Consider the following 21,165-nt stretch of genomic DNA (forward strand, 5'->3'; position numbering starts at 1 on the left):
GGATGAACAAGACCGTCATCGCCGCGCTGCTCGCCGCCGTGCCGCTGTCCGGATGCATTTCCTTCGCGGCCAAGCCGCCGGCCTCGCTCTTGACGCTGCAGCCGGCGGCGGTGCTGCCGGCGGGCGCGGTGCAGCAGTCGGGCCAGGTCAAGGCGGTGACCATCGGCGCCGTCAATGCGCCCCAGGAACTCGCCACCACCCGCGTGCCGGTCCATTCGGGCCCGGGCGGCACCACCGTTGCCTATGTGAAGGACGCCCAGTGGGTGGAAGGGCCGGCCAGCCTGTTCGGTCGCCTCCTCGCCGACACGATCGCGGCGCGCACCGGGCGCATCGTGCTCAGCCGCCGCCAGTCGCTGACCGCCCCGAGCGCCAGCCTGGGCGGCGATCTACGCAGCTTCGGCGTCGACGCCAGCAGAATGGAGGCCGTGGTCACCTTCGATGCGGCGCTGGGTCGCGAGGGCACCCAGACGTTCGAACGCCGCCGGTTCGAGGCACGCGTGCCGGTGGCGGCGATCGACACCGCCGCGATCGGCCCCGCGCTCAACCAGGCCGCCAACCAGGTCGCCGACCAGGTGGCGGACTGGATCGGCAGGTAAGCCGGGCCAGGCGCCTCAGGGCCGGCGGCGGACCGCTGCCGGCAGGTCGCACACGTTGAGGCCGGTCGCCACGGTCGGCGGCGCAGGATCCTCCCGCAGCGCGATCATCGCTGCGTAGCGGACATTGTCCGTGGCACGGACCTGGAAGTGCGGGCGCTCGTCCGCCGGCAGCTGGCTGGCGAGCCGCACCCAGGCGATGCCGGTCCGCTCCCCCTCGGTCGCATAGACGCCCATCGCGGCATCGCTGCGCGGCAGCGCCGAGAGAAACGGCATGCCCTCGATGATCCGCCCGACCACCGTATAGTTGCGGTCCAGCCGCCGGGCCGACTGGCCGATCGGGGTGAACAGCTCGGCACCGGTGCCGGTATCGGGCAGCTGGTCGCGCGCGACGCCGACCATGCCGTAGCAATGGGTGAGCCATGCCGCCTTGCCGTCGCTGGCGATGGGCCAGCCGTCGGCGGTGACGCCGGTGGCCGCGGCGTAGGAATCGGGCTTGGACAGGCGCTGCGCGGGGGCGAAGGTGCCGATCTCGAACTCGGCGGGCGGCCGGGCAAGGATTTCGGGCGGCAGCGGTTTCTTCTCGGTCGGATCGCCCCACTGCGCGACCCAGTTCTCCTGCACCCGATAGACGCTCTCCCCGTCCCACCAGCGCGCTGCGGCGAGCTTGCGGATGTTGTTGACGTGCGCCGGCGCGAACCGGGCCGCGAGCCGGATTGCGACCTGACGGCCGGTCTTCAGCTGGACGAGCAGGATCTCGTCGTCGGGAATGTCACGCCAGTCCTCGGCCGCCGGCTCGGCGGCCGAGGGCGCGGGCCGTGCCGCAGTGGCCGTCCGGGCCGGGGTCTGGGAAGCGGTCTGGGCGGCGAGCGGTGCGGCGGCGAGCGCCGCGGCAAGGACGAGCAGGGTTTTTGCCATCAGGCGAGCTTGGCATGCGAACGGGTGCTTGCCTAGCCGCCCAAGGAACGGTAGGGCCGCGCCTTCCAGGTATCCTGCGGAGCGGTGGCCGAGTGGTCGAAGGCGCTCGCCTGGAAAGTGAGTATACGGCAAAACCGTATCGAGGGTTCGAATCCCTCCCGCTCCGCCACCTGCGCCCTTTTTGGGTCTCCCCAAACCCGCTAAAAACTGCTAGAAAGCCGCAGAAATCAGCGGTTTTTTCGTTCCGCTGAATTCCATGTGATCCGACACCATCCCACGAGAAGTGTGGGGTAAAGTGTGGGGTAAATCGGAGTGGGATGCGATGGGAAAGCTGACTGCGACCAAGATCCGGGCGTTGACCGAACCGGGTCGGTACTCCGACGGTGACGGGCTCTTCCTGGAACTGAATGGCAAGGATTCAGGCCGCTGGCTTCTTCGCGTTCAAGCTGAGGGCCGGCGAAGGGATATTGGCTTGGGGTCGTTGAAAGCTGTTTCTCTCGCTGACGCGCGAGAAGCCGCGCTGCTGACCCGAAAGAAAATCGCCCAAGGCGTCGACCCCGTCGCCGAGAAGAAGCAGGAGCGACAGGTCATCCCAACGTTCCGCAGGGCTGCCGAAATGGTCCACGAGGAACACGAAAAGGCTTGGAAAAACGGCAAGCATCAGAACCAATGGATCGCGACGCTGAAGACCTACGCCTTCCCCAAGATGGGCGACCGCCTAGTCAGCGAGATCGAGGGTCCCCTGATCCGGGATGTGCTGGCGCCAATCTGGCTGGCGAAGCCAGAAACTGCGCGCCGCGTCCGGCAACGCATCGGCACAGTTCTGGACTGGTCGTATGCACGCGGGTTTCGTGCAACCGAAGCGCCGATGCGGTCCCTTTCCAAGGGTCTCCCTCGCCAGCCCAAGAAGGACAAGCATTTCGCAGCCCTGCCGTACGCTTCTGTACCGGATTTCCTTGAGAAGCTGCGGGCGCGTGAATCGGTGGGCCGTGTAGCGTTGGAGGCGTTGATACTGACCGCCGCGCGGTCAGGGGAAATTCGGGGAGCGACTTGGTCGGAACTCAACCTGGAAGCAGCGTTGTGGACGATTCCGGCTGAACGGATGAAAATGGGGCGCGTGCATGTCGTGCCCCTTGCCCCCGAAGCGGTGGCGGTGTTCGAGCGCGCCAAGAAGTTCAAGGCTGGCGCTAGCGACTTGGTGTTCCCCGGCCAGACCGTGAAGAAGCCGCTCTCGGACATGACGCTTCTCAAGATTCTACGAGACATGGATCTCGCGGTGACCGTGCACGGGTTCCGCTCAGCATTTCGGGACTGGGTTGCGGAGCAGACCGACTATTCCGGCGAGATTGCAGAGGCGGCGCTTGCTCATACGGTCTCGAACAAGGTCGAGGCCGCCTACCGCCGTACTGACTTCCTCGACAGGTACACCTTCGTGCCGGGTGGAAGCGAGATCATGCAGTTTCCCGCAGCGCCCGCAGCACGCGGGCCAGCGCCTTCTCGTTGACGTAGGTGTCGACCGACAGGCGGACCCCACCGGGCAGGTCGATCTCGATGCCGCCGGGGCGCAAGCCCGGGTTCGGCCGTATCAGCTCCTCCTGCGTCGTTCCCGTCTCGCGCGCCGCATCACGAGATGAAGCAGCCGCTGGCTCGGCGCTTTGCAAGGCCACTGCTGGGGGCTCCGCAACAGAGCCGCCCGTCACTTCACCATATGGTACAAATTGCAGCGGCTCGCTCGTCAGAAGCGCCATGTCGCGCTGCCGCTTGCGCCAGCTATGTATCAGACTGGGCGACATCCCAAGCTGCCGAGCAACGCCCACGATGGTGGCCCTTGGTGCATCGCATTGCGCGAGCACCGCGGCCCGCTCCGCGTCTGAATAGCGTCGACGGCGTTCCACATGGGTGATGATCTCCATCCGTCCCATCCGCACTCTCCTTACGGAGTGCGAAAGGACACTCCTGAGTGCTCCTCGCCTCGCGCAGCAGAAGTACCCACGCAATACGGGTCAGGACGGACGCTTACCTGCCGACGCCTCGCCACGCGCTATGACCGCACCGCCGCCGTCTTCCTCGGCAGCATACACCTCGCTGCCGCCGTCATGTGGTTTTTGTGAGTCCGGGCCCTAGGATACGCGACTGCCCAACATCCAGCGGAGCGTTTCTTCTAGTGAAGGCCCCTCTACGAGGCCAATCAACGACTGCAGCTTTGTATCATCGCCCCACAGCCGCTCGACTTCGTTTTCCCGCACAAGAGACGGGTTGGTGGCGACCTCGAGCCGTATTCCCGACAGACGAGCGACAAGGTCCAAGACAGAACTGATGCTGTAGGCTCGACCAGAGCAGATGTTCACACGCTCGCCGTCCAGGTCGAGCTCCATCAGTCGCGCCAGCGACTCCGCGAAGAAGCGTACATCACTAAAGTCGCGAGCGACATTGACGTTGCCCAGCTCGATTTGCCTCGCGCCTTGCTGAGCGTGATAGACGATCTTCGGAATCAGAAATGACCGAGACTGCCCGATCCCGGTATAATTAAATGGCCGAACTATGAAGTTGCGAACGCGAGAAGCAAAAACATCACCAATGAATTCACCAGCGAGCTTGCTGATTGCATAATCGCTTTGAGGACGTGGTGTAAGCGCCTCATGGAGAGCCCCGCCTTGGCGATTTCCATAGACGTTTGCACTTGAAACAATTGCTGTTGGCCCTGCGATAGGGCCGACGTCTGCCAACGCCTGCAATAGATTATGCGTGCCGATCACATTCGTCTGATAAATTTCTGACGCATTTGAATAGGCGACGTGGGAAATTGCCGCGAGGTGAACCACGGCATCAGGGAGAAGCACCGCTATGGCGCGTTGAACGCCGCCAAGATCTCGCAGATCCACTGTCTCCAACGCCTCAAAAGAGGCGCGGACGGAATCGTCGGCATCGCTATGCGCGAGGCCGACGACGCGATGGCCACGGGAACGAAGCGCGGCCGCCACATAGCGCGCCGCAAAGCCCCCGGCTCCTGTTACGAGTATCGTGGCCATGGCTAGTCCTCGCCCGTCCCCCTCTTAGAAGGAGAAGCCGATCTCGTTGCGTCGCAGATCCGCTTCGACCATCAATCGGCACAACTCCTCAAGGGTGGTCTTAGCTTCCCAGCCCAGCTCGGTACGCGCCTTTTCCGGGTTGCCGATTAGCAGGTCGACTTCGGCCGGGCGGTAATAGGCTGGATTGATCCGCATCACCATTTTCCCGGTACCGCGATCCAGCGCATACTCTTCTTCCCCGTTGCCGCGGAACTCAATGTCCATATCCACGCATTTGAAGGCGAGACGAAGAAAGTCGCGGACGGTTTCCGTGCGGTTGGTCGCCAGCACGTAGGTGTCGGGAACGTCGCTCTGCATCATCATCCACATGCCCTCGACGTATTCTTTAGCGAAGCCCCAATCGCGCTTGGAGTCAATGTTACCGAGTTCAAGATACTCCATTTTACCAAGCTTTATCTTCGCCACCGAGTCCGTGATCTTGCGGGTCACGAATTCGCGACCACGCAGAGGACTCTCATGATTGAACAAAATGCCGCTGCACCCGAAGATGTCATAGCTTTCCCGATAGTTTATCGTGGTCCAGTGCCCGAACAACTTCGCGACACCGTAAGGGCTGCGAGGATAGAACGGCGTATCCTCGTTCTGGGGAATAGCCTGGACCTTGCCAAACATTTCGGACGTGCTTGCCTGATAGAAGCGAATCCGCGGATTAACGATGCGGATCGCTTCCAAGAGGTTTAGGGGACCGATGCCCGTGATCTTAGCGGTGGTAACCGGCTGGTCGAAGGAAACGCCGACGAAGCTCTGCGCCGCGAGATTATAGACCTCATCCGGCTGGCACGTCTCCAACAGTCGGATGCTCGAAGCCAGATCGGTCAGATCGTATTCGACCAGCGTGAGGTTCGGATGGTTGGTGATTCCAAGCTCATCGATACGCCAGAAGTTCACAGAACTCGTGCGCCGGAACGTAGCGAAGACCTTGTACCCTTTCTCGAGAAGAAACTCCGCGAGATAAGCGCCGTCCTGCCCCGAGATACCGGTAATAATCGCCTTTTTCATATTCTAGTTCCGACTAACGTCCAAAAGGGACTTGGTTATTGATCCAGATCGCGACTACGTGTCGTGCCGCCGACCGTTATAAGGACCGGACGAGAGAGGTGCCGTCATCCATAAGCAACGCTTCATTGTTGCTGACAGCGCCCAAACAGCGAAACTGCGTTATGCCGTAGATCGCATGCGCAGCGGATAGTAAATCAGCATCTTCAGCACCAGGCCAGCAACGTATCTCCGCAATTTCACCAATCAAATCTTCTGTCCGCACCACGTTCGAGCGCGCCGGCTTGGACGGAGACAGACAAGTCCGTGCCAGACAGGACTCCATCGCAGCGATCGCCCTGCTCGCCACCATATCCCAGGAAAAACGACGGACATGTTCCGCAGCGTGCCGGCGCAGCCGTTCGCCAAATGCTGCTTCGCCAAGCGCACGTGCAATCAAGGCCGCCATTTCATCCGCATCGTACGGATTGAATTGCGCTTCGGGCAAACCGACCACCTCCGGCACGCTGGACAATCGCGATCCGAGCACCGGTGTCCCGCACCACATCGCCTCCAGAACCGGCAGGCCGAAACCCTCGTGGAATGATGGAAAGACGAAGAGAGACGCGTTGGCATATAGGAGCCGAAGATCCCCGTCCTCCACATAGTCTGTCAATATCACGTCTTGGTCTTGAAGACCCGCGTCGGCGATGGCTTGCCGCAGCTTGGCGCGGCCATGGTCATCAAGACGGCAAACGAGCACGAGCTGGTGCTGCGCGCGCATCTCCCGTGGAAGCCGGCCGAATGCAGCTATCAGACCTTCGAAATTCTTCCGCTGGTCGAACGCGCTGGTGTGCATGACATAGGGGCGCGTGATTGCATGGCTCGCGAGCAACGCGGATGCGGCATCGCACCCCCGCAACATACCCAGATCCTCTCGCGCGAAGTCGTCGGCTGCTGCCGCACCTATATGCACGATCGCCTCTCGCGCGATTGGAAGATGCGCACGGCCTTCCTCGCACGCGGAGTGCGAAATGCCGAGCAGGAGGTCTGAACGGCATGCTTCCTCAATCTTGCCGGCGTACCAGCTCCGTGCACCTTGATGCGACAGATGCCGATCCGGATCTAGCAACGGAATCAGGTCGTAGAGGATGGTCGCGACACGGTACGATCGGGGCTCTTCCGGGATCGCAACGACCGTGTCATCCCCCATTCCCTCGAAAAGACTGCCGACCAACAGCACGTCAGGCGCAAGTTGCCGTACCGCCTGCGCGTAAAGCTGCTTCGCCGCCGCCGCGCGCCACCCGTTCCTTGGGTCTCCACTCGCTACGGCTGATGGGAGATTCACCGTCATGAATGCGTCCGCATCCGCGAGATCGGCCAGCGACGCCATCACCGCGTCGGCATAGGGCAACGCACCGTTCAGCAAGAACCGTACGTCATGCCCGTTAGCATTTCGCAGCAGCCCGCGAGCCAAGGCATGTACATACCGGCCGATACCGCGAAAGCGGCTCCCGTTCTGCATGCCCTGCAAGTCGACCAATAGGTACATCTTCAGCGGTTCACAGGCCGGTCATAGGCGGCACAAAGCATGCGATAAATCGCTACCACTTCCTGCGATGTGCCAACAGGTGGTGCGCGATGCGGCAAGCGCAGCGCACGCCGAACAACGGCGCGCGTCGGGAGGCCGAAACGCGCAGCTAGACGAGCAGCTGGACGTGTAACTGCGAACCTCCAAAAACGCACGACTCGACGACGAAGCCATCGAATGCCTCCCGCCACGGAGCGCCCCTTCCTCACGGCGGTATCGGGTGCGGCAGCAAAAGGACGGCGGCCCTCAGACATGCTGGATGCTCTTGTAGAAGACGTATCCCTCGTCGATGTCGTCAAACATCGTCAAGCGCCCCTTGTTCAAGACGCCAACGCGAGAACAGTGGTCTCGGATGTACGGGGCATCATGCGACACGATGATGAGCGCCCTATCCGCACGCTTCTCAAACAGCTCAATCCTACATTTCTCGTGAAAACGCGCATCGCCGACCGCGATGATTTCGTCGATCAAGAAACAGTCGAACTCAACGACCATCGACACCGCGAAGGCAAGGCGCGCGCGCATGCCCGCCGAGTAGGATCGCACCGGCTCCTTCAGATAAGCGCCCAGCTCGCTGAACTCTTCCACGTACGCGACGCGTTCTTTCCAATCGAGACCGTACAACCGGCAAATGAATCGCATGTTGTCCAGTCCGGTCAGAGCGCTCTGAAAGGCACCACCAAACGCCAGAGGCCAGGATACCGTCATTTCGCGACGAATGGTCCCGCTGGTGGGCGCTTCAGCCCCACTGATCAGGCGGACCAAGGTGGACTTGCCGGCACCATTGCGACCAAGAAACGCAACCTTTTCGCCGGGCTTCACGTCGAAGTTCACGCCATCCAGGACAAGCACGCTTCCGTGCCGCGTCGGATAAACCTTCGATACGTCGCTGACGGTGATCATTCCGGAACCACCTTCGCACCGACCCTGCGGAGCATTACAAGTGCCATGAAAGTGAGCACTGCATTTATCGTAGCGAGATAGCCCATGTCATAATGGGCGCGGATATGCGACCCGAAAAACCCTTCGCGAACCAGTTCCACGCCGTGCACCAATGGCAGGATCAACACCACCTTCTGAAAAGCCGGCGGGAGAGCATCCACGATGTATGCCGCCCCAGAAACCGGCAGCAGAAAGTACGAGATCGGGTGCCAAAGCTTTTCAACGAGCTCCGTCTCCTCGGCAAGGCAGCCAACGAAGATCGCAAAAGAACATCCGAACCAAGCTAGCATGAACCACCCGAACGCGACCTTCAGAACATCTTCGGGCAGGCTCATCCAACCCATGTAGCTAAAAAACAGGGTCAAAATTATGAACGATAATGTAGCACCGCCACCCTCGACCAGCAGCCTCGCCAGAAATATGTCGATGACTTTGACATAACGGTGATACATGAGCGACAAGTTCGGCTGAATCGCGAGGATGCAGCGCGATGGCATGTTTCGCCATAGCAAAACACTAGAGTAACCCGAAACCGCAAAGGCGGTAATCGGAATATTTGAACCGTGAGTTGACTTGAACGCCGTCCACAAAATCGTAACGCCGACGGTAAACATCATCGGCTCTACGAACAGCCACAGAAATCCAATGTTATGCCTGCCAAAGCGAGTCAGCAATTCGCGAATGAAGAGCGCGCCGATCACTCGGCGCTGAATAGCCCATGCACGCGATAAATTTGCGACGGTAGCCAATTCAACTCCCCCTCAAGCGTTATGCTCAAGCATGGCGGAAAACAGCATCTTGAGTACGCCCCAGGCGACTAATCCGAGTACCAAAACGGAAAGAATGCCGCGCAATCTACGGGGTTCATGGGCCTTGTCTGGCAGGTTTGGCTGGACAATCCGTTCAACATATACCTGCTGACGCCGCGCATCGTTGTTTGCCGACTGTAGCGAGACAAGGGCATTGGCCAGAAGCTTTTCTGCATATTCGGAGTCAAGTGCGAGCCGGGTATAATCAGCCGTCTTGGCCGCGAGCGATCCACTGGTTCCGGTCAGCTTACCCGTCTCGATCTTCATCTCCTTGGTTAGAGACGCGATGCGAGCCTGGAGTACGGGGAGCTGGGGGTTGTTGGGCGCGAAGGCCCTGATCTGCATCACCTGGGTGCGCGTGGCGATCAGATCGTCCTGGAGCTTGGAGATCATTTGCAACGATACGCCGGCTTGCTTTTCCGGATCGATCACCGCGTGCTCATTGCGATACTGCGCAAGTGCAAGCGCGGTCACCCGAACCTGCTCTTTCGCATCCTTGACCTCCTGCTGCGCATAGCGGACGAGATCGATGCGGCTCCGATCGTTCAAGCGATTGACCAGCCCCTCACCAAGCGTGAGAAGGCGCTCGTTGATCCAGCGCGCATCTTCCGGCCGGTATGCCTTCACGACAAGGGTCGTGATGGAGGTCTGATTATCTTGATTCAGCGACACGTGCTTGCTGAAGAACGAGTACAAATCCTCGCGCTTCGTTGCCCCGAATAGCTGAAGGCGATCAAACCAAGTAACTTCCGGACGATTGTACATCTGGTTCAGCTGGCCGCGATCATTCAACGCGGTCATCGCGTCTCGCGAGGCCGCGTACTCGGCTACCGCGCTTATGGCGCTACCGGACAGACCCGCCACATCCCCGCCTACCAACAACGATGCCAGGCCGGACGGAGCCTGCTTGCCCTGGGTACGCACAATGTATTTGGATTCCGAAACATAGACGTCCGACGCCAGAAATCCAAAATACACCACCGCCAGCGCCGTCGGCAGCAACACCGTCAAGGCAAAGAGGGGACTAATCCGCGAAAGGATCCTTCGAACCGGGTGCACGCGCTCGGTACGGTCGGTAGACTTGATATGGGATAACAGCATCGGCTTTCCGGATTGTTCTTCTTGTCCCGCAGGGTGAAAATCGCTGGGCAAGAGCTGGCCGCAGAGGTTTCAAAACTGTTTCTCTAACGTTGACCGCAGAACCCACGCAGCGCGAAATCTCGCGCGGAGACTGAGGCCCTATCTATCAAGCGCATCATTAATGCAACCTCCAGACCACCGATATCCAGCGGGTAACCAACGCAGGTTCCGCACGTTCACACTGCTGCCGGGGACCCCCGGGAATCAGAATGCCAATGTAGCGCGCGTGGCGCACAGCACGCAGCGCCCGCCTAGCAAGGCAATGATGCGGCAACTCCCCCGGCAGGCTGACTAAGAACCGCCACACCTGCTCGACGTTAGAAAAGACATTGCCCGTCACTCGAGACCAAGTACAGAAGCGTAAAGGCCCTTGAATCCTAAGCGCGGATCGTGTTGAAGCCGGGCATCTGAGCGCTCGGGCGGCCACGCTTCCCGGTGCCGTTGCGCCTTGTCGAGTTCGAAAAGATGAAATCAGGTTTGTTCCGTGGGGCTGGGTTGGCCGCTTTGCTCGCGACCTTGTCGGCCTGCAGCGGGCTGGTCGGCCAACCAGGCCCTACCGCAAGGGCGATCGCAGATGCCCCCAATAACAAGGCATTGAGCGGCATCGTTGTGATCGATCTGGATCGCGATACGGTGTTGCGCACGCGTTCCCGGACCGTGAATGACAGCTTCGCGGACGCGTTTGGCACCACGCAGCCCGTCGCAACGATTGTGCGGCCGGGTGATGTTCTGGAAGTCTCCATTTGGGAAGCACCGCCCGCAACGCTGTTTGCCGGCAGCGGCACGACGTCTGCTCGCGACAGCGCCAATGCTGCTGTCGGCACCCCTGAAGTAAGCACCAACGCTACGCTACCGGAACTACTGGTAGACGGAACGGGCACGATTTTCGTGCCCTTCGTAGGGGCAGTTTCGGTCGCCGGGCGCTCTGTTCGAGAAATTGAGCGTGACATCTCGACCCGGCTTCAGAAGAAGGCCCATTTGCCGCAGGTCGTCGTCCGACTCGTGCGGAACACCACTGCCACCGTGACGGTAGTCGGAGAGGTGGTGCGAAGCACGCGCATGGCGCTGAGCCCGAAAGGCGAGCGCCTGCTGGATGCGCTCGCCCAAGCCGGAGGCGCTACCCAGCCGGTGAACCGGATGGTGATACAGTTGACCCGGGGAGACCGGGTATTGTCGATGCCGCTCGAAAGCGTGATCCGCGATCCCAGACAGAATATCATCCTGTCGTCGGACGACGTCGTGACGGCTGTTTACCAGCCGTTTACGTTCACCGCGCTCGGCGCATCGGGCAAAAACGAGGAAGTGAAATTCGAGGCGACGGGCCTGACATTGGCGCAGGCTTTGGGAAGGATCGGCGGTCTGCAAGCCGATCGTGCAAATGCCAAGGGGATCTTCATCTTCCGGTGGGAGGATCCGGCGAACCTCCCGCCCAGCGCAAATCCGCAGATTGCGCAGAACGGAAAGGTGCCTGTCATCTATCGGGTAGACTTGCGCGATCCCGCTACGTTCTTCCTTTCTCAACAGTTCGACGTCCGAAACGACGATCTGGTCTACGTGTCGACAGCGCCGATTGCAGAGTTCCAGCAGTTCGTGAACGTCGTCGCCTCGACCGTTCTGCCATTGATCGCGGTCCGAAACTCGGTCAACTGAGGTGACTTCTACTTCAATAACCGTCACAATGGCCAAAGCGAGAAGCTACGTTGCTTTACGTTGCGGCCACGGGGGCGCCAATTGCGATAGCGGCAGAGCATCTTAGTAGGGCCATTGCTCGACTCCGGTACTGCCGTTAACAAAACCCGATAGCTGATTGAGACTCACGATGAGAATTCCTGTCTACACGCCCGACCTCACCGGCAACGAAGTTGCATATGCCGAAGATGCTATCCGTAGTGGCTGGATCAGCAGCATCGGCCAGTATGTAGAACGGTTCGAGCGCGGGCTCGCGGAAGTCATTGGATCAGAAGGCTCAGTGTCAGTGTGCAACGGCACCGTGGCGCTTCACCTTGCGCTTCACTGCCTGGACATCGGACCGGGCGATGAAGTCATTGTACCTACCTTCACGTATATCGCTTCGGTGAACACCATTGCTCAGACCGGGGCGAAGCCCGTTTTTGCGGACTCGCGCGCTAGCGATTGGTTGCTTGATCCGGAATCGTTCCGGTCCCGCATCACCCCGCGCACGAAGGCGGTAATGCCCGTGCACCTGTTCGGCGCTGTGTGCGATCCCGAGATTACGCAGATCGCGCGTGAGCACGGCATTGCGGTCATCGAAGATTGCGCGGAATCGCTCGGATCGTCCCTGCACGGCAAGCATGTGGGCACCGACGCGGACGTCGCGACCTTCTCCTTCTTCGGTAACAAGACCATCACAACCGGTGAAGGCGGCGCCGTTATCGCCGCTGATCCCGCCCTTCTCGCCCGCATGCGAAAGGTCAAGGGCCAGGGACAGTCGCTGACTCAGCGTTATTGGCACGACGAGCTCGGCTTCAATTATCGGATGACGAACATCGCGGCGGCCATCGGAACTGCCCAGCTTGAACGTCTCGATGCCATTCTTGCGCGCAAGCGCGAGATTGCGACGCTCTACCAGAAAGAGCTGGGAAACCACTTCACCTTTCAGACCCTCGCCGAGGGCGCGCTGTCGAGCAACTGGCTGGTTTCCACGCTTCTCCCGCAGGGTTGTGATCGTGCAGCGGTTATGGCCTCGCTGGCTGAAAAGGGTATCGACAGCCGCCCCGTGTTCTTCTGTGCGCACCATATGCCAATGTACCGCAGTGACGAGAGCTTCCCGATTGCGGAAGACATCTCTGCGCGCGGCATCTCGCTTCCTTCCTATCCAGGCCTCACTGATGCAGAGGTTCTCGAGGTAAGCGCCGCGCTGACGGAGGCGGTGGCCGCGCAGGCAGATCGCGTCGTCGCATAAAGCGGTGATGCGTCACCTGCTGTCCACAAGCACTACCGCGCCGAAGGATACGGTCGTGAAGATCGCGTTGCTGCTGCCAGCCTACCCTAGCCGACGGATCCTCCGTAAAGGGCGTGCGCTCACCAAGTCCCTGCTTCAAACTCAGTCACTTGCAGGTGAGACAGTAGAAGTCGTTGTTGGCCTGGTACCGCTGACCGACGTGTACTGGAAAGAGGAATCGGCGCGATTTACGGCGCTGGGAGAACGCGTGTCGGTGCGTCGCCTCCATTGGGAACGCATCCCCTTTTCCAACGCCAAGCGCATGTTCTTCGCCTATCCACGGCCGTCGACGGGACCGGGGATTGACTCCGTAATCCTGCCGCGGGACTTTGGAGAGAATTTTCTCGACTGCTCATTTTGGTTCAATATCGCAGACCTTCGCGCTGGGGCGGTATACGGCGTTCGCCCCATGGCGAACTTCCTACTCGAACCAACCCCACGGCAAGTCCCGGAGGCATTCCCGCACGCCTCTGCGGATCCATATTGGGCTCTACAGACCGAAGCATTCCGTAGCTTCCGCATGACGGGCTTGGTTGTTACCGAAGGTGAGTCCGATGCCGCCGAATGGGCATCCTATGCCGGCATCCGTCGCGACGACGTGATGGCTGTAGGAGAGCTTTATACGCCGGCCGCCTCCATCAGCACCTCCCCGCACCACGCGAGCCGATTGCTTTGGCGGGTGGAACCCGATCCAATCTACGATTTCGAGCGAGCTGCTGCGGGCCTCCAACGGTACCTGAACGAGGGCGGAAGCATGTCGCCAGTGCTGCTGTCCGAACTTCCGGAAGAAGGTTTTCGCAAAGGGAGCAACATCCCGCTCGTGGCAGGGGCCTCGTTCTCGGTGCGCGAGATGTTGCACAGGCTGCCCTATCGACATTATTGTGACGAGAACGATATTGCCCGGGCACTCGCTACTTCGGCGTATGTCTGGGATTCCGCCGTTTTCGCGATGGCGAAGGCTCTCTCAAGAGACGCGCTATTCGCCGGGCTGCCGTTGCTATCGGCTGAGGTGCCCGGGTGGGAAGCAAGCGAGGGTGCAACCTTCCTGCGATATCGCTCGGACAACGCCCACGCCATCGCCGACGCTCTGCACGAACTCGAGCGTTTCCAGCCACACGCGCCCGCCTTACACGAAGATACGCTAGCTGACGTCACCGTTCGGATCGGTTTCGTGCTCGATCGCCTCTGGGAAATGTCCGATGCTTAAGACCAAGGTGGCGGAGCGCACGCCGATCGGCTTCTGGATTGAATCGCCAAAGGGCGCCCAATGGACCAACCAAGGCATGACGCGACTGGTCGGGTTCATCATCGAGGGTGCCGCCAAGGGCGAGCGATATATCTTTCATGTCGTGACCACGAACGACATCCGCGATGAGGCAGAAGGCGATTTGGCTACGCTCGCGGCGACGGCCGGCGTGGATTATGTCATCCATTCACCGCGCGATGTCGGCGTCACTGACGAGTCATTCGATGCGCTCGCAGATTTTGCGAATGATCACGTTCCCGTGGAAGCCTGGATATCGATTTTCCCCATTCAGCTATTCGCGGCGCGCTTGAACGCACCTGTTGCGGTCATCTTTCCTGATGCGATCGGCCTTGCCTACCACGACTATGCTGACGCTGCTTGGAACGCGGAGGGCCATGCCGAGCGATGGCGCCGCCTGGTGGCCAAGAATTTGCCGCTCTTGGGCAACATAATTACGTTCTCTGACCATGTTGCGCGGGAGCAGGTCGTCAGATTCTTTGGCGTAGACGAAGACCGTCTGCGAATCATTCCCCACGCGCCCCCGTCGTTGGATGGCATCCTTCCATTCGTCAAAAACGGGAAGAAGACTCCGGAAAGCCTGTTCAAGGCGGCCACGCTCTTGCGGCGCCACGCCGCGGAAAGGGGCTGGAGATATCTGGTCGACTTCCCCTTTGAGGAAAGTAGCTACATCGCCGTCTCCACCCAGGACCGGGTGACCAAAAACATCCGGATCGTCGCGGACGCAGTGGCGATAGCCAACGCCAAGGGCGGTACGGGCATCAAGGCCTTTGTAACAGCCAAGATTGATTTCCACGCCCGCTTCACCCCGCTGCCCGGCGCAATCGAAGTTGCCCGTTCGTTCTACGACGTTGTTTCCGTTCCAGACCTTCCCAGGGATGTACACGCCGCTTTCTATCATTGCGCGCAGTTGACAGTGCATCCTTCGGTATTCGAAGGGGGGCGCGGCGTGTTTCCGTATTACGAATCCGTCAGCGTCGGCACGCCATGTATCATGGCAAAAGGGCCGCACGTAACTGAGTTCCTCGATGACGCACCTGAGTTCGCGCCTTATTGTTTCGATGCCTATGATGCTGTGAGGCTGGCCGAGCTGATTGAAAGGGTGTCCGTGAATTGCGATGAAGTCACGCAGCACCAGCAAGACACCTATGCACGGCTGCGGCAACGCGATTGGGCGCAGGTTGCCGATGAGTATGCCGTTGCTGCGCTGACGTCGAAGCAACCTGCTTCCCTTACCAGCGAGCAACCTTTGTGATTTTCGACAGGACCGAAACGTGCCTACAGATGAGTCGGAGCAGATGACGACGACGCACACCAACTCCGAGCTACATTCAGAGCTAGCAAAGCTCAGACAGCACATCGCTTTGGAACGAAACCAGCGCTGGCGCGAGATGGAACGCCACAAGCGAATCGTGCTGGAAACGCAGTGGCTTCGAGCAGAGCTGCGTGATCGTGATGCCGAGCGGGCGCAGGAGGAGGCACGCGGTCAAGACGGGTCCGTGGCGGAAATTTGCAGTCCGGCGGTGCGCACCCTTCGTCGGGAAGAGCAGCCGATCCGGCAGAACCTGCTTTCGCGACTTCTTGCTGCGCTGCTTCTGCGTTTCGCCCGTCGAGCCGCTCGCGACAGGCAATATGCGCAGGCCGAGATACTGTATCAGGCGATCCTGCTCTTTCGCCCGCGCGCCTTTCTGTGGCGCCAGGTCGGAAACATGCAGGCCGGGCAGGGCCTCTACGACGCCGCGGCTGAGAATTTCCGTCAGGCTATCACGGCGGACGACAAGGATGGAGAGGCCCATCTAGCATTGGGCCACGCGCTGCACCAACTCCACCGGGAGGCTGAAGCGGAAGCAGCCTTTGCAAAGGCCATCAGCCTCGACAAACGACTGCTCTCGCGGGTTATCCGGTAACCTTAAGCTTCGAAAGCACGCATTCGCGTTGCTGGATTGCCGAAAACGGTAGCGTTTGGGGTCACGCGTGCGAACGTGACGGCGCCTGAACCTACCACCGCATCGTCCCCGACCTTGATACCGTCGAGAACGATCGCTCCGGAGCCGATCAGCGTACAGCGGCCAATCCGCGCGCCGCCACCAATCTGGGCCCCCGGATTGATTTGCACATATGCGCCAACGTCCGCCTCGTGTCCGATTCCCACGCAGAAATTGACGAAAGCCAACTCTCCCAGCTGCACATTAGGCGAAACATGCGATTGGGGACAAACTACTACGCCATCCGCCAGGCGGGCCCGCGGGGAGACAACCGCGGAGGGATGTACCACCGCGGGGAAAGAGAAGCCCGCCGTACGTAGCCGCGCATGAAGCTTGGCCTTCAGCTTCGGGCTGCCAATTGCCATGACTGCGAGGTCTGTACCCGCCGCGGCGGGTGTGACCTCGTCGGGGAAAGCCGATCCAGGCATTTCGAAGCGCGCATGCTCGTCTGCATCGAGCGTCGAAAAGCCGACGATCTGGTAGCGCTCCTGCAGCCAGCACGCGATCTCGCGCGCCAAGCCGCCAGATCCGATAATCAGAAGTTTTTGCACGTCACGACCTCTTGAAGCGGTGCCCAACTGCTACGCTTTCGAAGCGAATACGGCGCGGTTGCATGTGTACGGGCAAACGCTCTGCAAGGAACTTGCCCAGCAGTTTGGCATCCCCGTCCACGCCTTCAGCCATTTGTACCGTCATCTCGGCATGTTGACCGGAAATCGGATTGGGCCGGCCAATGACTTTGACCAGCGACACACCCGGATATTCGAGTGCAACGCGTTCCACTTCGGATGCCATGAACTTCAGACCGCCGACGTTGATCACCTCTCCGATCCGCCCGGTGACGCGGAAAAACTCGCCTTTCACCTCGACGATGTCCTTCGTGTTGTACCAGCCTTCCTCGTCGAATGGGGACTCGGCGTTCATATAGCCAAGCATGCGGGTCCTAGACCGGATGTACAGCACGTCGTCCACAACCTTGGTCTCGACGCCTTCCCCGCCGATCCGCATAAACAGGCTGTCGCGCGCTTCCGACTTCGCGCGCACGATTCCGAGCTCGGACATGCCAAACGTCTGGCGGAAGTCGACGCTCGGAAGCAACTCGCACAGTTGATCGAGCGTCGGCTGATCCATGCGCTCCGTACCGTAAGTGATGAGTTTCAGGCACGACGGAATCCGGTCAGGCACCGCACCGCTCATCAACATCATGCGCAGGAACGTCGGCGTCGTCGGCAGCACCTCAACGTCATAGTCGCGAATGGTGCTAAGGATCGAGTCAACCGTACGACTCTCAGGAGCGATGACGACCCCCTTGTTGAACAGCGTATGCAGCAGCGTGTTGATGCCGCCGATATGATCAAACAGCAGGAAATTGATGGTTCGCTGTGTGGGCCGCGGTGTGTCGAAACGCTTTAGGAACAGGGTGAGATCGTGCAAGATCGCTTTGGGTCTTCCCGTCGTTCCGGTCGAGAAGAGGATCAGGCCGGCATGTTCCTGCTCCCGCAGTTTTGCGACCAACGGGTGCGTTTCCGTACGCGGTATCCGCCGCACCTCGCCGCTGTGAACGACGACATCGACGCAGGCGGCTTCGAAGAAGTAATCGTGCTGCCCCTTTGTGTCTTCCGTCAATGGTACGATGATCGCACCCTTGTCGATGATCTGCAGCAGGAGAGAAATCGATTCCGGATCGAAATCGCCAATTAGGGCAACAACATCACCCGACTTGATCTCGTCGATATTAGCTGTCTTCTGATCTGCAATATTAGTGAACCGCAGTTCCCGACCCTGATGTATCAGAAATGGGTAATCGGCGTTCTGCCAGATCTGCTGTAACTTCTGTATAAGAGTGCTCATGCGCCACCAATGCCAAAGACCTGCCCAGACAGCGATCCACTACGATCGTCGAGCAGAAGTTCTACTACGTCGCTGACCGCATCCGGCCCAAACTGCCAAGGCAATATTTGCTGGGAAACAATTTTCCCGATCTGGTCGGATGTAATCCCACGCAGGAGGGCGGTGTCGATCGGCCCAGGTGCGATGCAGTTCACACGGATGTTAAAGTCTGCCATCTCGCGCGCGAACGCGCGGCTAAACCCTTCGACGCCAGCTTTGGACGCGGCGTAGACCGCCTCCCCCTTTAGGCCTAGCGCCACCGCAATCGTCGAGAAATTGATAAAGCATCCGCCCTTCTGACGCATCATCAACGGCGCAAATACTTGGCAACAATAGATCGTACCAAGCAAATTAACCTGCACAACACGCGCCGTAGTGTCCGGCGGCGTGGTGACCGCCAGATTCATGGCAGCGATACCGGCGGCATTTACAACACCGGAAACCTTCATGTTATTTTGCCGAAGGTGCTTCGCGACGGCTTTTACCTGCGCGTAGTCGGACACATCGCACGCTAGCGCAGCATAGGGCACGTCCTCCACCGAACGCGCAAGCGCAAGGACCTCCTGCCCCTTTGACAGCAGACGCTCGCAAATGGACCGTCCGAGACCCCGGCTACCCCCGGTCACGATGATCATTGCTGCGCCTTCATCTGCTTGGTGAACTCTTCCACCAGCGCCCCTACGCTGCGGAACATGCTGCGCGAGCGGGACATAGCTGCGTTGGACGTCCAGTCAAATTCGAAGCCCAGGTCAGCAGCCACGTCTTCCAGCGCGATACACAAAGAAACGACCTTCATCGAGTCAAGTACGCTTCCATCACCGATGAGAGGCATTTCGTCGGTGATCACAATATCGTCATTGTCGATGACTTCTTGCAGCTCAGCATAAATCTTTTCTTTGAAATCGCTCATGTCCGGAAACCTTTAGGTCGATGGCAAATTTTTGATATATAGCATAGGAGAAATTTATCGACCGGCAAATACATGATGGCTCGGGCGCTTGCAATCCCATGATCTTGGCGGGCCATCGCAGGATCTCGATTGCTATAGGCTTGGCCCGTACGGCATGCTCAACCGCGATACGCATCAGCGCGATATCGCGGAAGCCTCGAGCGAGCGGCCTTAGATAGTTTCCCGACCATAATCGGTGCACCTGCTTCATCGCGAAAGTGACGGCGATGATCTCGATTATTCCGGGCAAGAGCTATTGCAATGTATCCACCAGGATGTTGAATATATTTTTGAGCAATCCCTAAAATTCGCGACGCTTTGGATCCCAAATTTGAAGATCGGAGACGACGATGGGAAGCCCAGTTCAGCGATGACTCAAGCATGATGCGCTGGCCCAGATCACCGAGCATGGGTGTCCGGTAACGGAGGGCTCGGCGTCAGCCAGCACTTGCTGTCTTCGTGGAAACAGCAGCTGGCGAGGCAGGTATTTGGCGAGCTCGACAAGGATACGGAGATCCGGCAGCTGAAGCGCGAGCTGACTCCGGGCGACCGAGCAAAGCAACACCCTAAAAAGCCACGGCGTATTTCGCGTACGTTGCAAAGTGAAATACGTGTTCATTGCCGAACATCGCGATCTTTTGGAGCGTGGGCGATGTGCCGCGCCTCGCGTGGCCGCTCTGCTTGGCAGCGGAGTCCGCTGAGCCCGCAGGCTCGGGAAGTTGCACGGCAGACTGAGTTGCTCCGGCGAGCCTGGAATGACAGTGGCAAGGTCCGTGGCTAGCCCAAGCTGCACGACGACCTGCTGGATCCCGGAGGGACTTGGTGTCTCAACCGCTTTGCCAGGCTAGGCGGGCTGGCGAGCATCACGGCGTAGATTGGCTACAGGCGGAGGTCGCCCTCCATTGCCGTCGACAACACGCTGAACCGTCAGTTCGACATCGCTGCGCCCGACCAGACACGAGTGATAGACATAGCCTACATTTGCGCTCTGGAAGGCTTGGTCCATCTAGGGCTTTGACCCAAAAATGGGATGCCGTCTGCGCGAGAGATGTGATTCACCCCAGGATGTTGGAGGTGGAGGGCGTTTAGCCGGGCGAGTTCCGGCTGAACGACGAGCACTGGGATCGTCTACGGCCGCCGCTGCCAAACAAACCGCGAGGTGTGTTCGACGGCCATCGGGTGATCGAATGCGGCGGTGGCCGCGCGGGCATACGTCAATGGTCTGTAGCGTCTACGGGTGCTTTATTGAGAAGGGGTTCGGCTGCCGCGCTCTGTCAGAGCGCAGTATCCATCGCCCCTCTATTACGCTGAACCTGCCCGAGCCCGCATATTGTGCGCCCGAGCAAGCTAAGATTAAGTCGCCTCGCGCCCTATCGTCCGCTCCGCCAACTGGCGTGGCAGCGCCCTGTCGTCCGATCCCAGCACCACCGTCGGCATGCCGTTGCCTCCGTCGACCGGCATCACCTGCTCCAGCTCATCCACCCGTTCCCATTCCGGACCATCGTTCCACGGCCCGCGCAAGTCGCCTTCGCCCTGCGAGTTGTTCACGTACATGCTCGCATCTTCCGGCACGCCCGGCAGCTTGCCCGGCGGGAAATTGTCCTCGATCGCATAGAGCGCCTTCTCGAACGATTTCTGGTGCGCCACCTCGCGCATCATCAGAAACGTGAGCGCGTCCTGGATGCCCCGCATCGTCGGTCAGGTTGACCAGCCGCTCATCGACGATCTTGGCGCAGCTGCCCGCGGCGATGTTCGAGGGCAGGTCGCAGACCGGATCGCCGCGGCTGTCGACATAGGCCGCCGTCCACGGCTCCCTGCCGAATTGGTAAGCGACGGGCCGCCGCCATAAAGGATCGCCTGGGTGTGGCTGTTGCCGCCTTGGGTCAGCGACATGTACAGCTCAGCCTCTTCCATATCGCCTTCGGAGACATGGGCCCTTACGCCCTTGTTGAGCATCGTCACGATTGATCCGATCGCCTCGAGATGGCTCAGCTCCTCGGTGGCGATGTCGAGCAGCACTCCTGCCACCGCCCTGAACGACGCAACCGATCAGCGGAA

At 59.9% G+C, this 21,165-nt stretch carries 20 protein-coding genes, 1 tRNA gene and 1 pseudogene; 8 read left to right on the plus strand and 14 right to left on the minus strand.

The genetic code is table 11. The features are described 5' to 3' along the window. Positions 1-2: 2 nt before the first annotated feature. On the plus strand, positions 3-596 hold the full coding sequence (locus KK7_RS0108100; RefSeq protein ID WP_010544142.1) for an ABC-type transport auxiliary lipoprotein family protein: 594 nt from the start codon (positions 3-5) through the stop codon (positions 594-596). A gap of 15 nt (positions 597-611) precedes the next feature. Here the strand turns inward: KK7_RS0108100 and KK7_RS0108105 are convergent, their stop codons facing one another. Next, positions 612-1,511, minus strand: coding sequence for a peptidylprolyl isomerase (locus KK7_RS0108105; RefSeq protein WP_010544143.1), 900 nt, complete (start codon positions 1,509-1,511; stop codon positions 612-614). Positions 1,512-1,589: 78 nt separating this feature from the next. Between KK7_RS0108105 and KK7_RS0108110 the strand changes: the two genes are divergently transcribed. Both KK7_RS0108110 and KK7_RS0108115 read left to right on the plus strand, forming a co-directional pair. Further along, positions 1,590-1,680 (plus strand) — tRNA-Ser (locus KK7_RS0108110). A 153-nt stretch (positions 1,681-1,833) separates the two neighbouring features. After that, entirely contained in the window at positions 1,834-3,015 is a 1,182-nt protein-coding gene (locus KK7_RS0108115; protein WP_010544144.1) for a tyrosine-type recombinase/integrase, read from the plus strand. Here KK7_RS0108115 and tnpA read toward each other — a convergent pair. The 7 genes from tnpA to KK7_RS0108155 all read right to left on the minus strand — a co-directional run bounded on the left by tnpA (position 2,963) and on the right by KK7_RS0108155 (position 10,069). After that, on the minus strand, positions 2,963-3,424 hold the full coding sequence (gene tnpA, locus KK7_RS21815) for an IS66-like element accessory protein TnpA (RefSeq protein WP_237709166.1): 462 nt from the start codon (positions 3,422-3,424) through the stop codon (positions 2,963-2,965). The genes KK7_RS0108115 and tnpA overlap by 53 nt on opposite strands. 207 nt (positions 3,425-3,631) lie before the next feature. After that, on the minus strand, positions 3,632-4,540 hold the full coding sequence (locus KK7_RS21820; protein WP_040598095.1) for a GDP-mannose 4,6-dehydratase: 909 nt from the start codon (positions 4,538-4,540) through the stop codon (positions 3,632-3,634). A 24-nt stretch (positions 4,541-4,564) separates the two neighbouring features. Then, positions 4,565-5,599, minus strand: a complete 1,035-nt coding sequence (gene gmd, locus KK7_RS0108135; RefSeq protein ID WP_010544148.1) for a GDP-mannose 4,6-dehydratase — start codon at positions 5,597-5,599, stop codon at positions 4,565-4,567. Between the two features lie 76 nt (positions 5,600-5,675). Beyond that, positions 5,676-7,127: a glycosyltransferase family 4 protein gene (locus KK7_RS0108140; protein WP_010544149.1), complete on the minus strand. Its 1,452-nt coding sequence runs from the start codon at positions 7,125-7,127 to the stop codon at positions 5,676-5,678. A gap of 285 nt (positions 7,128-7,412) precedes the next feature. Continuing rightward, entirely contained in the window at positions 7,413-8,069 is a 657-nt protein-coding gene (locus KK7_RS0108145) for an ABC transporter ATP-binding protein (protein ID WP_010544150.1), read from the minus strand. Then, positions 8,066-8,857 (minus strand): ABC transporter permease, encoded by a 792-nt coding sequence (locus KK7_RS0108150; RefSeq protein WP_040598097.1) that lies wholly within the window; start codon positions 8,855-8,857, stop codon positions 8,066-8,068. Before KK7_RS0108150 ends, KK7_RS0108145 begins: the two co-directional genes overlap by 4 nt. Positions 8,858-8,869: 12 nt before the next feature. Continuing rightward, positions 8,870-10,069 (minus strand): KpsE/RkpR family capsule polysaccharide export protein, encoded by a 1,200-nt coding sequence (locus KK7_RS0108155; protein WP_138983933.1) that lies wholly within the window; start codon positions 10,067-10,069, stop codon positions 8,870-8,872. Positions 10,070-10,498: 429 nt separating this feature from the next. Between KK7_RS0108155 and KK7_RS0108160 the strand changes: the two genes are divergently transcribed. From KK7_RS0108160 to KK7_RS0108180, 5 genes are all read left to right on the plus strand, one after another. After that, a complete protein-coding gene (locus KK7_RS0108160) occupies positions 10,499-11,707 on the plus strand; it encodes a polysaccharide biosynthesis/export family protein (RefSeq protein WP_237709167.1) in 1,209 nt (402 codons plus the stop codon). Positions 11,708-11,876: 169 nt separating this feature from the next. Beyond that, positions 11,877-12,980 (plus strand): DegT/DnrJ/EryC1/StrS family aminotransferase, encoded by a 1,104-nt coding sequence (locus KK7_RS0108165; RefSeq protein ID WP_010544154.1) that lies wholly within the window; start codon positions 11,877-11,879, stop codon positions 12,978-12,980. Positions 12,981-12,987: 7 nt separating this feature from the next. Then, on the plus strand, positions 12,988-14,226 hold the full coding sequence (locus KK7_RS20355) for a hypothetical protein (RefSeq protein ID WP_010544155.1): 1,239 nt from the start codon (positions 12,988-12,990) through the stop codon (positions 14,224-14,226). Beyond that, positions 14,219-15,538, plus strand: a complete 1,320-nt coding sequence (locus KK7_RS0108175) for a glycosyltransferase family protein (RefSeq protein ID WP_010544156.1) — start codon at positions 14,219-14,221, stop codon at positions 15,536-15,538. The genes KK7_RS20355 and KK7_RS0108175 overlap by 8 nt, the downstream gene beginning before the upstream one ends. A gap of 43 nt (positions 15,539-15,581) precedes the next feature. Next, complete coding sequence (locus KK7_RS0108180) at positions 15,582-16,190, plus strand: tetratricopeptide repeat protein (protein WP_010544157.1); 609 nt, start codon at positions 15,582-15,584, stop codon at positions 16,188-16,190. Positions 16,191-16,192: 2 nt separating this feature from the next. Here the strand turns inward: KK7_RS0108180 and KK7_RS20360 are convergent, their stop codons facing one another. From KK7_RS20360 to KK7_RS23725, 6 genes and pseudogenes are all read right to left on the minus strand, one after another. After that, positions 16,193-16,819 (minus strand): acetyltransferase, encoded by a 627-nt coding sequence (locus KK7_RS20360; RefSeq protein WP_010544158.1) that lies wholly within the window; start codon positions 16,817-16,819, stop codon positions 16,193-16,195. A 1-nt stretch (position 16,820) separates the two neighbouring features. Beyond that, positions 16,821-18,119 (minus strand): ANL family adenylate-forming protein, encoded by a 1,299-nt coding sequence (locus KK7_RS0108190; protein ID WP_010544159.1) that lies wholly within the window; start codon positions 18,117-18,119, stop codon positions 16,821-16,823. Next, positions 18,116-18,793 carry an SDR family oxidoreductase gene (locus tag KK7_RS0108195; protein ID WP_010544160.1) on the minus strand — a complete coding sequence of 226 codons (678 nt, stop codon included), beginning with the start codon at positions 18,791-18,793 and terminating at the stop codon, positions 18,116-18,118. The genes KK7_RS0108190 and KK7_RS0108195 overlap by 4 nt, the downstream gene beginning before the upstream one ends. After that, entirely contained in the window at positions 18,790-19,068 is a 279-nt protein-coding gene (locus KK7_RS0108200; RefSeq protein ID WP_010544161.1) for an acyl carrier protein, read from the minus strand. The genes KK7_RS0108195 and KK7_RS0108200 overlap by 4 nt, the downstream gene beginning before the upstream one ends. A gap of 1,392 nt (positions 19,069-20,460) precedes the next feature. Then, a complete protein-coding gene (locus KK7_RS23360; protein WP_010544162.1) occupies positions 20,461-20,799 on the minus strand; it encodes a manganese catalase family protein in 339 nt (112 codons plus the stop codon). A gap of 52 nt (positions 20,800-20,851) precedes the next feature. Beyond that, positions 20,852-21,135 (minus strand): annotated as a pseudogene (locus KK7_RS23725) (manganese catalase family protein); the annotation flags it as partial. Positions 21,136-21,165: the final 30 nt, after the last annotated feature.

It is taken from the genome of Sphingomonas elodea ATCC 31461 (genome assembly GCF_000226955.1).
GTDB lineage: Bacteria > Pseudomonadota > Alphaproteobacteria > Sphingomonadales > Sphingomonadaceae > Sphingomonas > Sphingomonas elodea.